9 protein-coding genes are annotated in these 12,190 nt (G+C 48.4%); 5 read left to right on the top strand and 4 right to left on the bottom strand.

Going from position 1 to position 12,190, the window contains the following annotated elements; all coding sequences use genetic code 11:
* Positions 1-395: 395 nt before the first annotated feature.
* Positions 396-1,943 (top strand): anthranilate synthase component I family protein, encoded by a 1,548-nt coding sequence (locus NC996_RS04915; RefSeq protein WP_190688579.1) that lies wholly within the window; start codon positions 396-398, stop codon positions 1,941-1,943.
* 76 nt (positions 1,944-2,019) lie between these two features.
* On the opposite strand, the gene NC996_RS04910 is transcribed toward NC996_RS04915, so the two are convergent.
* Positions 2,020-3,318 carry a septal ring lytic transglycosylase RlpA family protein gene (locus NC996_RS04910; protein ID WP_339380443.1) on the bottom strand — a complete coding sequence of 433 codons (1,299 nt, stop codon included), beginning with the start codon at positions 3,316-3,318 and terminating at the stop codon, positions 2,020-2,022.
* A gap of 159 nt (positions 3,319-3,477) precedes the next feature.
* Between NC996_RS04910 and NC996_RS04905 the strand changes: the two genes are divergently transcribed.
* Positions 3,478-4,365 (top strand): PhzF family phenazine biosynthesis protein, encoded by an 888-nt coding sequence (locus NC996_RS04905; RefSeq protein WP_190688453.1) that lies wholly within the window; start codon positions 3,478-3,480, stop codon positions 4,363-4,365.
* Positions 4,366-4,599: 234 nt separating this feature from the next.
* Entirely contained in the window at positions 4,600-4,959 is a 360-nt protein-coding gene (locus tag NC996_RS04900; RefSeq protein ID WP_190688450.1) for a DUF952 domain-containing protein, read from the top strand.
* A gap of 239 nt (positions 4,960-5,198) precedes the next feature.
* Here NC996_RS04900 and crtB read toward each other — a convergent pair whose 3' ends face one another.
* Together crtB and pds are read right to left on the bottom strand one after the other, a co-directional pair.
* Positions 5,199-6,128 (bottom strand): 15-cis-phytoene synthase CrtB, encoded by a 930-nt coding sequence (gene crtB, locus NC996_RS04895; RefSeq protein ID WP_190410266.1) that lies wholly within the window; start codon positions 6,126-6,128, stop codon positions 5,199-5,201.
* Positions 6,129-6,253: 125 nt separating this feature from the next.
* Entirely contained in the window at positions 6,254-7,687 is a 1,434-nt protein-coding gene (gene pds / locus NC996_RS04890) for a 15-cis-phytoene desaturase (RefSeq protein WP_190410267.1), read from the bottom strand.
* A gap of 197 nt (positions 7,688-7,884) precedes the next feature.
* Between pds and NC996_RS04885 the strand changes: the two genes are divergently transcribed.
* Entirely contained in the window at positions 7,885-8,286 is a 402-nt protein-coding gene (locus tag NC996_RS04885) for a hypothetical protein (protein WP_190688447.1), read from the top strand.
* Positions 8,287-8,429: 143 nt separating this feature from the next.
* Here the strand turns inward: NC996_RS04885 and NC996_RS04880 are convergent, their stop codons facing one another.
* Entirely contained in the window at positions 8,430-9,854 is a 1,425-nt protein-coding gene (locus tag NC996_RS04880; RefSeq protein WP_190688444.1) for a hypothetical protein, read from the bottom strand.
* A 105-nt stretch (positions 9,855-9,959) separates the two neighbouring features.
* Between NC996_RS04880 and dnaK the strand changes: the two genes are divergently transcribed.
* Complete coding sequence (dnaK, locus tag NC996_RS04875) at positions 9,960-12,107, top strand: molecular chaperone DnaK (protein ID WP_190688441.1); 2,148 nt, start codon at positions 9,960-9,962, stop codon at positions 12,105-12,107.
* The last annotated feature ends 83 nt before the right edge of the window (positions 12,108-12,190 follow it).

Genomic DNA, 12,190 nt, shown 5'->3' with positions numbered 1-12,190 from the left:
TACTTTGTCCGTTAAAGATGATGCGATAAATGGGCCAAGCAAGGGCAATTCTGTTGGGTTAACAGTTTGAATTCAGATATCGCAATTCTCATTTGGGTGCGATACATCTGTAGGAGCATGACAATCCAAAAGCGCCTATCAAACATTAGAACCGCAAGATATTCCACCCAACTGAGAACTGCTATATTTGCTCCCCACGACTTATCCTCCAAGACTCCCCGATAAGTTGGGGAAATTAGATAAAACAAAAATACGAGAGTCTAAAGGAGAAAGATGAAGGATGAACTAAAGCGTCTGGTTCTTCCCTTTTCCCATTTGCGCCCATTTCTGTTTTAACCTGGATGAATAATGGCGGCGCTAGGGCGAATCGCCTCGATCCAGAACGCAAGAAAATTATGATTTTTCCTGATTTTTCCCAATTTTCCGATCTGGCTAAACAGGGTAATTTTGTGCCGGTGTATCAGGAATGGGTGGCAGACCTAGATACACCCGTGTCTGCTTGGTACAAAGTCTGTGCTGGACAGCCTTATAGCTTTTTACTGGAATCCGTGGAAGGTGGGGAAAAAGTAGGTCGCTACAGTTTTGTCGGCTGCGATCCTTTGTGGGTGTTGGAGGCGAGAGGAAATAAAACGACGCAAACCCACCGTGACGGGAGAGCGATCGCGTTTGAAGGCGATCCGTTTCAGGCATTAGCTTACTGCCTAAAGCCGTTTCACCCGGTAACGTTGCCCCAATTGCCGCCCGGAATCGGCGGATTATTTGGCTTCTGGGGTTATGAACTAATTAACTGGATAGAGCTGCGCGTGCCGATTTATCCCGCCTCAGAGGACGATTTACCGGATGGATTGTGGATGCAGGTAGATAACCTGATTATTTTCGATCAGGTGAAGCGGAAGATTTGGGCGATCGCGTATGCGGATTTGCGCGACCCAGAGGTTGATTTGGCCCAGGCATATCAACAAGCGTGCGATCGCGTTACTCAGCTGGTCAGCAAACTCCAGCTACCTCTGTCAGGAAAAGATACTTTGTTGCAATGGACGCCCCCCGAAAATCGGGAGAAGCAACTCACCTACACCAGTAACACCGGACGCGAACAATTCTGCGCCAATGTCGAAAAAGCAAAAGATTATATTCGCGCCGGAGATATATTCCAAGTCGTCCTGTCTCAACAACTCTGTGCCGAATATAGCGGCGATCCCTTTGCCTTATATCGCTCTTTGCGCCTAATTAATCCCTCGCCTTATATGGCTTATTTCAACTTCGGCGATTGGCAGATTATTGGCTCTAGCCCGGAAGTGATGGTGAAGGCGGTGCTGAGTTCCTACGGAGGCGATGCGGCGCTAACAGAGGAGGGGATGAGCGCGACCGTGCGCCCGATTGCCGGGACGCGCCCGCGAGGGAAGACGCCAAAGGAAGATGACGCCTTTGCCGAGGACTTACTTCAAGACCCGAAGGAAATTGCCGAACACGTGATGTTGGTTGACTTAGGTCGCAATGACTTGGGGCGCGTCTGCACCAGTGGCACGGTGAGAGTCGATGAATTGATGCTAATCGAGCGTTACTCTCATGTGATGCACATCGTCAGCAACGTGCTGGGAGAACTCGCGCCTGATAAAACCGCCTGGGATTTACTCAAAGCCTGCTTCCCCGCCGGAACCGTCAGCGGTGCCCCGAAGATTCGGGCGATGGAGATTATTCACGAACTCGAACCCTGCCGTCGCGGCCCCTATTCGGGGGCTTATGGCTGGTATGACTTTGAGGGGCAATTAAATACAGCGATCGCGATTCGCACGATGGTTGTTCGTTCTCAAGCCAGTGGGAAACATCAGGTGTCAGTTCAAGCGGGGGCAGGTCTGGTTGCAGATTCTCAGCCCGAAACCGAGTACCAAGAAACCCTCAACAAAGCTAAGGGATTGCTAGAGGCTATCCGCTGTCTTGAATAGAGGCTAAACCGTTAATGGAGTGTAGAGACGCGATTAATCATCGCGTCTTTTTTTCAAGAACAGCCCTCGATCGAGGTTAGAGCGGTTTCATCACCACGGCTTCATAGGGAATCACGCCCACTTCTTCGCTCTTAACGCAGCGAGCGGCTCCCCGCGACAAATCCAGCGTTCTCGGCGCAATGTAAGGGCCACGGTCAGTCACCCGCACGATGACAGCATCCCCATTTTTCAAGTTTGTTACTTTCAGAAAGGTATTAAAAGGCAGAGAGGGATGAGCCGCTGTCAGTGCATCCTGGTTATAGATTTCACCGTTTGCCGTTTGGCGTCCGTGAAAATAGCCCCCATACCAAGAGGCTAAACCCTCCAGTTTGGTATCTGTCTGGATTAATCCGTGCATTTGGGCTTGAGCTTCCACCAAGGTTAAGGGCTTTTCCCCCAAGGCGACACGGAGATTATTTACCCATTCGATTGCCAAGAGTTGGCGATCGCGATTGAAGTCGGCAGCGATCGCGTCGTCAATTACAAACAACTGGTTGTTGCCTAGCTTACCCCCCGGCTTCCCATCCACCAGCGTTGGTTTCAGTTGCGAAGCGTCAACATCGGAGTTTTGCAGGAGTTGCGCGACGCGCTTGGCAAATCGCTCAGCTTGGGGTTTTTCGGGGATTTGAGCCACCAAATGTCCCTTCACCCAGACTTGAAACTGCTCCGGTTCTCCGCTAGATGTGGCAACGCTCTTGCTTTTGCGCCCAGCCAAGGACATCCACAGACCTTGCCGTTTTCCAATTTTTTCATTGATTAAGCGATCGCCCGATGTGCCTTTGTCGCGAATCTGAACGACTGCAACCGGAGAAGGCTTTGTATCGCGAGATTCAGCCCAAGCAGGCAATTTCAATAAATTCTGCATCACCTGCATGATTCTGTCTGGAATACTCGGCTTTGACGCTCGACTGACAGGAACTTCAACCCATGAAGCCGACTGAGATAGGATAGTTGGCGCTACTGGCGCTTCCTTCATGGGTGCCGAGCCGGGGCGGCAAAGCACATTATCCACCGTCGCTAGCTTCCGCCTAGATTGTTCAGGCGTTTTGGCTTTGTTTGATGAAGATTGGCTCTGATTTCCTCCTATCTGGAAATCCCAGGAAGGCAAGAACGCACTGAATTTTTGAGAATGTAAACCGCTCAAATAAGAGTAGGGTTTCCCCGTTCCTACAGAGTTAACAAACAGAGGTTTATCGCTATCTAGCGGATTATTGACAGATGAAAAAACCTTGGCTGGAAGTGTTATCGAGAGGTAATCAGGTATACTCGACAACGCCTGGTTAGAGAAAAAACAGCTGACCCAAGAAGTTACCCAAACAAGTCCGAAAAATGGCATTGGCAAAAAAATCTTTAGTTACAATGCACTCTGGATTTGCAAACGTTCTCTAGTATACCAACCTCCTTATTTGGTATATCTGCCCTCTGGCTGAGTTGTGCATTTAGACGCGATCCCAGCCTCTTGCTAATAAACCATATAGCAGCGATTTTGACAAGTATGAAGCGACTTCACTTTTACATTGTTGATGTATTTGCCGTAGAAAAATACACGGGTAATCAACTAGCAGTTTTTACGGATGCCGGTGAGCTTTCTGATGTTCAAATGCAAAGAATTGCTAAAGAGACAAACTACTCGGAAACCACTTTTATAACCTCTCCAGAGGTTCGAGATGGAGGTTATGATGTGCGGATTTTTACGCCTGAGCAAGAGTTACCGTTTGCAGGGCATCCTACCTTAGGGACTGCTTATATTTTGCAACAAGAAATTATTAATCAGCCGGTTGAAAACTTAATTTTAAATCTAAAAGTCGGACAGATTCCTGTATCGCTGCATTACGGAGAGCAAGCAGTAGAATGGTTGTGGATGCAGCAAAAACCACCTATTTTTACCCAAACCTTCGAGGGAGAGGCACTCGCCCAAGTTTTGAATTTAGAACCCAGCGAGATAGATCCTCGATTCCCGATTCAAGAAGTTTCTACGGGAGTTCCCTTTATTATCGTTCCCTTGAAAACGCACCAATCCTTAAAGCGAATCAAGGTAAATAAGGATAAATATTTTGATTTAGTTAGTCATACTCAAGGCAAATGTATATTGGTTTTCTGCCCTGAAACTTATCATCCAGAGAATAACTTGAGCGTGCGCGTGTTTGCCGAGTATGCAGGAATTCCCGAAGATCCGGCTACAGGAAGTGCGAATGGTTGTTTAGCTGGTTATTTGGTTCAGCATTCCTATTTTGGAGCAGAGACAATTGATGTCAGAGTTGAGCAAGGGTATGAAATTGGCAGACCTTCTTTGTTGTTATTAAAAGCTCACAAAAAGTCTGATTTCATTGAAGTATCGGTGGGTGGTAAAGTAATTTTAGTTGCCAAAGGAGAATTCGTCTAACGGGTAAGATTTGCTTTGACTCAATCCGGTTTGGTTTAGCATAATTATAGATTGGCTTCGGGTTAGACAAACCCATGAAATGCCTTTGTATGCGTGGTTACAGGCTTCAAGGCAATCTACACAGGGAAAGTTTTTAGTCTTAAGCCAACCGAATTTTGCCTCTATTTGTGCAAGTAAAGAAGAGCCTATCTCTTACCAATTGAACTGTAAAACTAACAATTTTTGAGAAATTTTATGAGTATTATTTTGCACATCACGAAGCGCGAACAGTGGGAAGAAGCAAAATTAACTAAAAAATATTGTGGCGATACGCTGGAATCGGAGGGTTTTATCCACTGCTCAACTCCAGAGCAAGTTATTAATGTAGCGAATAGCTTTTTTCATTCCCAAAGTGGCTTAGTCCTCCTGTGCCTTGATTCGGAGGCAGTTGAGGCAGAAATCCGATACGAGGGATTAGACGAAGGAGAACGGTTTCCTCATATCTATGGATCTTTAAATATCAATGCTGTGGTGCAAGTGCTGGATTTCTCTCCGGGGGATGATGGCTGCTTTGAATTGCCGCCAGAGATTGCTGGTAGTGCTAATAAGGCTTGAAGAACGAGAGCGAGCATCCTCATCTAGCCGCATTCGTTGCCCATTAGAGGCAACCTGAGCCGCATTTCTGGTTGATTTGGGGCTATCAAAGGATCAAATAGGAGCAAGTCCGTTTATCGATTGCTCAATAAACGGACTTGAAATCGGGAATGGCTAATCCCAAAAAACATAGGGTTTACAGACGTGAGTTGATTTTCCTCTGGTTGTCGCAAGCGCCACAAGTCGCCAGCTCCACAGAGTTATAGCACCTGCGCCCTCAACCAAGCCGCTGGCAAACTCAGCAGCTTCCGGGAAGTCGGGACGTAAGCTCTGGTGCTAAATACATCGTATTGATTGCGTTCAATCCGATCGAGAATTTGGCTATAGAGCATTAAAGCCGCCGCAACGGGCCAACGAGCATCGGGGCTAAGGGCACCAATTCCCTGTTCGGCTTCAACGTAGAATTTGCGTGCCCGTTGAATTTGGAAACGCATCAATTCGCGCCATCGCTCATCGACTACCCCATTCATCAGATCCTGTTCGGTGTAGTTAAATAACGCTAATTCTTCGAGGGGCAGGTAAATGCGACCCCGACGGGCGTCTTCTCCGACATCTCGCAGGATGTTAGTGAGTTGGTTAGCAATGCCAAGTGCGATCGCTTCCGAGGTCGGAATATAAATCTCTTGATTGCGTTTCCAGGGTGCTGTATACGGTTCCGTATCGACACCCATCACCGCAGTAGACATCAACCCCACCGTACCGGCAACCCGATAGCAGTAAAGATTGAGTTCTTCAAAGGTCTTGTATCGGCTCCGGTAGAGATCCATCCGCTGACCCGCAATCATATCCCGAAATGGTTCAATATCCATCGGGAAGCGTTTCAGCGTATCTACCAAAGCCACATCCGGGTCGTCTAGGGGTTCGCCAGCAAAAACAGATTCTAGCTGTTTTTCCCATCGATCCAAAGTTTCAGGAGTCGTAATCGCAGCTGAGGCACCGTCTACCAGTTCATCGGTGCGACGACACCAAGCATAAATTGCCCAGATGGCACGGCGCTTGGCTGCTGGCATCAGCAGCGTACCCAGATAAAACGTCTTTGCGTACTTAGCCGTAATCTGGCGACAGAGTTGGTAAGCGTCCTCTATTGAAGCCAGCGTTCTCATGCGCGGGAAATTAGACAGTTGCAGCATTCAGTACAGGCACCAGAGATTGTCAGTTTTCCGTTGTCAATTGTCAATTGTCCTGAGTCTGTTGTTCTTTGGTAGCAGGTAATAGATAGTCAGATATTCGGGAGTAGACTCTTTCCCCCTAACCATTACCCACTAACGACTAACGCCTGATCGGTGACCGTTGACGATTGATCGGTGACTACTGACGACTGACTGCTCACAATTGCCTGCGCTGTCAGCTTACCAGAAAGTACGGCACCTTCCATACTCGCTAGGTAACGCTGCATGGTGTAATCACCCGTCAAATAGAAATTCGCAATCGGTGTTTCTTGGGAAGGACGATATTGCTGACGCCCTGGAGTTGCCTTGTAGACTGAACGAGGGGTTTTGACAACGTGATATTTCAGCAACTTGGCTGGGTTCTCACCCCCAAAATGATCGGGAAAAAGTTTTTCCAATTCTGCAACGGTGGCGTCTACAATTTCCCCATCCGATTTGCTAATCCAATCTTTTGCTGGTGCCAGCACCAATTCCAACATTGAGCGGTCGGGGTTCGCATATTCGCGACAGGTGTTGCTCATGTCCGCGTAGACACTAAGCAAGGGCGATCGCGAAAACAGCAGATGGTCAATTTGAGTTAATTTTCGGTCAAACCACAGATGCACGTTGATGACCGGGACACCCTCTAAGCCGTCTAGCTTTTGGAAATACTCCATCTGACGCCAAGATTGGGGCAACATCACCTTCAGGGGATCAACCGGCATCGCAGATACATAAGCATCCGCCGTAATAATTTCATCCGCAGCACCATTTAACCCACGAATCAAGAATCCCCGCACCGTGCCATCGGCATTGAGCAAAAATTCCTTGATCGGCATATTCAACCGCACTTCCCCACCGCGCTCGGTGATGTAATCTACCATTGGCTGACACAACCGCTCGGTCGGGGAACCATCCAAAAATGCCATTTTTGAGCCATTTTTTTCCTGAAGGAAGCGATTGAGAGCGGTCAGCAATATCGTGGCAGAAATTTCATCTGGGTTAATGAAGTTCAGTGCTTTGGACATGGCAATGAAAACTTCTTTTTCTACCCGTGGGGGGATGTTTTGCTTTTTCATCCATTCCGACCACGAGTATTTATCCATCTCCTCAACGTATTTTTGCCCCTGAACCATCGCCGGAATTAAACCAATCCCGAAGCGAATTTTTTCAGGCCAAGTCAACATATCGTTGTTGCCCAAAATCGCTGTGACGCCATTAAATGGTGCCGGAATGTCCGGAAAGTCAAAGCGAGAATAAGTACCGGGGGCATCGGGCTGGTTGAAGATCATTGTGTGTTCTTTCCACTGCAATCGATCTTCAATACCGAGTTCCTTAAATAGCTGCAACATATTGGGATAAGCCCCAAAAAAGATGTGCAGTCCGGTTTCGTACCAGTCGCCGTCTTCGTCTTTCCATGCTGCCACCTTACCGCCTAGAACGTCCTGACGTTCTAGAACGATGGGAGTGTGACCGGCATCTGTCAAATATTTGGCGCAGGAAAGCCCTGCTAAACCCGCCCCAGCGATCGCAACTCGCATCTGATGGTCTACCCTTATAGCTGCTTGCGTGTTTGGTCGCTCTCATTATACGTTGCATTTCGTTACAGAAGATAGCGCTACCCCACTGCAAATCTCTGTAAAGTTGTCACCCTCTCCCGATCGATGAATATTAGCTGCGATCGCATCGGGGCAATAATGAGAAATTATCATCCGAGCTGAACCCGCAGGAAAGACCGATGAGTCAAGACAATCCCGATGCACCTCAACCACTCAGCGAACGAGATAGGGCACTGGCAAAGGAGCTTGCAGCAGTACGCGCTCAAAGACAACGTCTGTATGAAAAGCTAAATGGTTCCCTAAAAGCGTTGTTTAGCCATTGTGAGTGGAGAATCACTCATCACGACACTGGAATGACAGAATTAGTTGTCATCTGCCCTAGCTTGGTCATTTATCAACGGCTATTAAAAAAAGTAATTTCCATTCAAACTCGGCTCGAAGATACTGTTGAAATTAAACAGACTAGATTTATTCTCTGTTATCCTCCAAATCCTCAAGCTTTTTATGAGCATGAAGTGACAATACAACAAGATTTCAATCCTGATCCTTACTTAGATTTAGATGAGAACGAGGAGTTTTAGGAGATTAGGGAGAGAAAACTTAAACCCCAAGGGGGCAATCGTACCAAATCGTCGCAATGACAATAAGGAAAAAATAGATGCTAATTGTCCGCATTGCGAGCTTTGTTTAGCTCTAGCATTCAATGGTGCGGACAATATTTTATCTAGCGAGGCCAGGGAATTCTAGTATCGGCAGCAATTTGGCGACCGATGACAGCCGCACCATAGCGATTTAAATGGCTGGGATCGGCAAAATAGCCATTTTGGTTTGTCCACTGTCCGGATAAGTCGAGAAAGATGAATCCTTTAGCACTAGATTGGCGAACCATATAAGGTCTAAATTGTTGCTCAGCTCTAAGACGAGTTCGGTCTAAATAATCTCTACTTAAAGGCAGGTTGATGAAGAATACTGGAATCCGACGCTGCTTGGCAAATACCATTAAATTATTCAATGCCACCTCCTGCTTACCTCCGAGTTGGAAGGCACTGTAATCACTGTCATAAGCGCCTGCAACTCGCGGCTTTTGTCGATAGTAAATAGCAGGATTAAATCGGATATTTACGGGAAGGAATCCATTGGCGTCGATTGCCCCTGCCGAGTAGTCGGGAGTCAATCCTCCTAGAGTATTTTGAGCCAGTATTGTCTCGCTGGACGGCTGAGAATTCAAAAGGGTGATATTAAACTGGCTTTCGTTCTGGGGAATTTCGTCTAGGTTGGTATCAGCAACTGAGTTGAGGTTTGGAGGTGGGGTCGCCGTTAAGAGTGTATCCGGGCGGTTAGAGGGTGTAATACCACTTAAGGGGCGATTGCCCGTTAATAAGCGCTTGTAGCCTGGAGAAGCCAAAATCAAGTTATAAGTCCGATCTACACGCCCACTGTTAAAGGCTCTCACTCCATCCGCCCACACAATGAGTTTCGGCAACTGCTCTTCGGTTAAAATTTTCCGCAACAACAAATCAATCACTTGGACAGTCGCACCATTCACCCCGAAGTTAAAGATTTTCAATCCCCCAAAACCTTTACCCGCTAAAGTTTGCTGCATCTGTTTGGGATCGACTCCCTGCAAAGAGCGGGAACTGCCTACAATTAAAATATCGGGTGGGCCAAGGGCAGCGATGTAGGACAGATAAAGAACTAGCTGATTATCAAGCAATTGGTTGTTAAAGGTAGGGTATTTTAACTGAAAGCTGGTTGCAGCGGCTCTTTGTTGGGCTACCTGCAAAAAAGCCATATACTCGATAATTTTCTTCTGGGCATAGACTCGTTGGGGACTGTCGGGTGGTATGGCTTGCAGGGATGCGATCGCGCTTAGCCATGTTTGGGCAACTTCATCCCAGTCCGCCGCCGATCTAGCCGTTTGAGCCAGGGTAGCAGCCCTGTTAGCGTAGTTAATTGCCTCCGACAAGGAATCGCTCTTAGTCGCTGCTGTTGTGGCAGCTAAGGGCTGAACCAGCAGGTTCCTATGGGTAATTTGGGGTACTAGCGTTGTCGAACAGCCAATCGCCAGCAAACATCCTGCCACGACGGCAGTAAAGCGGGACAAGAAGCGATGATTCGCAGCAAAAATAATAAAGAGTCGATATATCATTGAGTTTCTCTCTTGCCTGATACTGCTCATTCCTGACAGCAAGATAGAATAAATCCAGCAAATTGTTCTCAGTATATTAAGTTAGGTAAGGAGAACACGAATCGCATGGGCAAGGTAGTCGGCATTGACCTCGGAACAACCAACTCAGTCGTAGCTGTCATGGAAGGCGGCAAGCCCGTTGTCATTGCCAATGCGGAAGGCATGAGGACTACTCCCTCCGTGGTAGGCTTCAGCAAAGACGGGGAACGCCTAGTTGGACAAATGGCACGGCGGCAAGCCGTTCTAAACCCGCAAAATACGTTTTATGCGGTAAAACGGTACATCGGACGTAAGTATGCCGAACTTAGCCCCACCTCGAAGCAAGTTCCCTACACGATTCGGCGGGATGACGAGGGCAATATTAAAGTTAAATGCCCCAGACTGAAGCGGGAATTTGCTCCAGAAGAAATCTCGGCAATGGTGCTGCAAAAGTTGGCAGATGAGGCGAGTCGTTATCTGGGACAGCCGGTGACGGGCGCAGTGATTACCGTTCCAGCTTATTTCAACGATTCCCAACGGCAAGCGACGCGAGATGCTGGGCGAATTGCCGGGTTGGATGTATTGCGGATTCTTAACGAGCCAACGGCTGCATCTTTGGCTTATGGTTTGGATCGCCAGGATACTCAGACGATTCTAGTGTTTGACTTGGGCGGCGGTACATTTGACGTTTCCATCCTGGAAGTAGGGGATGGAGTGTTTGAGGTAAAAGCCACCAGTGGCGACACCCAATTGGGCGGTAACGATTTTGACCGAAAAATTGTAGATTGGCTGGCAGAGCAGTTTCTGGAAAAAGAAGGGGTAGATCTCAGACGCGATCGCCAAGCCTTACAACGCCTCACGGAAGCCGCCGAAAAAGCCAAAATTGAGCTGTCTGGCGTCACGGTCACAGATATTAACTTACCTTTTCTCACTGCCACGGAAGAAGGTCCCGTACACTTAGAAACCAGGTTGACGAGGGCGCAATTTGAAGGATTGTGTGGGGATTTGGTGAGCCGATTGAAGGCACCCGTCAAACGTGCTTTAGTGGATTCCGGTCTGAACCCCTCCAAGATTGATGAAGTGGTGTTAGTGGGCGGTTCTACTCGCATTCCCTTGGTGAAACAGCTGGTTCGTAGCTTAATTGACAAGGAACCGAACGAGAACGTTAACCCAGATGAAGTCGTGGCAGTGGGTGCCGCAATTCAAGCGGGAATCCTCGCCGGTGAAGTCAAAGACGTGCTGTTGCTGGATGTCACGCCTTTGTCCCTAGGATTGGAAACGATAGGCGGCGTGATGAAGAAACTCATCCCCCGAAACACGACGATACCCGTGCGGCGTTCGGATATCTTCTCGACCGCTGAAAATAACCAAACCTTGGTGGAAGTTCACGTCCTTCAAGGGGAACGGGAAATGGCGGCTGATAACAAGTCGCTAGGGCGGTTTAAGCTCACTGGCATTCCCCCAGCACCGCGAGGAGTTCCCCAAGTTCAGGTATCTTTTGATATTGATGCCAACGGGATTTTGCAGGTGACGGCGTTAGACCGGACGACAGGGCGAGAGCAGAGCATCACCGTTCAAGGGGCTTCCACTTTAAGCGAATCGGAAGTTAACCGGATGATTCAGGAAGCCGAGCAATATGCCTCAACAGATCGGGAACGGCGCGAACGGGTGGAGAAGCGCAACCGCGCTGAAGCACTGGCTTTCAGTGCGGAACGGCAACTGAAAGAAGTGGCGCTGACCTATGGAATGCAGTTTGCTGCCGGTCAGCGCCGTCGCATTGAGAACATGGTGCAGGAACTGCGCCAGAGCATTGCCCGCGATGACGATCGGTCTGTGGATCGGGCACAAAGCGATCTCCAGGATGCACTCTACGAGCTGAACCGAGAGGTGCGGATGGAATCAATGGAGGACGAGGACGACTTTTTCGGATCGATCCGTCGCACGTTTTCCGGCGAAGGCGATTCCTTGTTTGGCAACTCGACACAAGACCGCTATGAGAGTAGCCGCTATCAAGATCGTTATGAAAGTAACCGCTATCAAGATCGCTCGGAGGGTAGCCGCTATCAAGATCGCTCGGAGGGTAGCCGTTCGCGCGATCGCTATGACGATGACCGTCGCAATAGCGGCTCTACAGGCGGTCAGCGGTATAGTCGGGATAGTGACGCGGCTCCCCGCCGGACTTCGAGAATTGTTCAACCTGAGGATGATTGGGATGATGATGATGATTGGCTGTAAATTAGCTATAGCTGTTAGCGATTAGCTGTTAGCTATTGAAGCGGTCTGGCACAAATAGTAGAGGATTAGTCTGCTAAAACTGT

Origin of the sequence: Trichocoleus sp. ST-U2 (assembly GCF_039961875.1) — a bacterium.
Classification (GTDB): domain Bacteria; phylum Cyanobacteriota; class Cyanobacteriia; order Cyanobacteriales; family FACHB-T130; genus FACHB-T130.
This window is presented reverse-complemented; position numbering and strand designations above follow the sequence as displayed.

Excerpts from the sequence above, each read along its gene's own strand:
- NC996_RS04915 (WP_190688579.1), top strand. The coding sequence starts at position 396 with ATGATTTTTCCTGATTTTTCCCAATTTTCCGATCTGGCTAAACAGGGT.
- NC996_RS04900 (WP_190688450.1), top strand. The coding sequence starts at position 4,600 with ATGAGTATTATTTTGCACATCACGAAGCGCGAACAGTGGGAAGAAGCA.
- NC996_RS04885 (WP_190688447.1), top strand. The coding sequence starts at position 7,885 with ATGAGTCAAGACAATCCCGATGCACCTCAACCACTCAGCGAACGAGAT.
- NC996_RS04905 (WP_190688453.1), top strand. The coding sequence starts at position 3,478 with ATGAAGCGACTTCACTTTTACATTGTTGATGTATTTGCCGTAGAAAAA.
- NC996_RS04880 (WP_190688444.1), bottom strand. The coding sequence starts at position 9,854 with ATGATATATCGACTCTTTATTATTTTTGCTGCGAATCATCGCTTCTTG.
- NC996_RS04910 (WP_339380443.1), bottom strand. The coding sequence starts at position 3,318 with ATGCCATTTTTCGGACTTGTTTGGGTAACTTCTTGGGTCAGCTGTTTT.
- crtB (WP_190410266.1), bottom strand. The coding sequence starts at position 6,128 with ATGCTGCAACTGTCTAATTTCCCGCGCATGAGAACGCTGGCTTCAATA.
- dnaK (WP_190688441.1), top strand. The coding sequence starts at position 9,960 with ATGGGCAAGGTAGTCGGCATTGACCTCGGAACAACCAACTCAGTCGTA.
- pds (WP_190410267.1), bottom strand. The coding sequence starts at position 7,687 with ATGCGAGTTGCGATCGCTGGGGCGGGTTTAGCAGGGCTTTCCTGCGCC.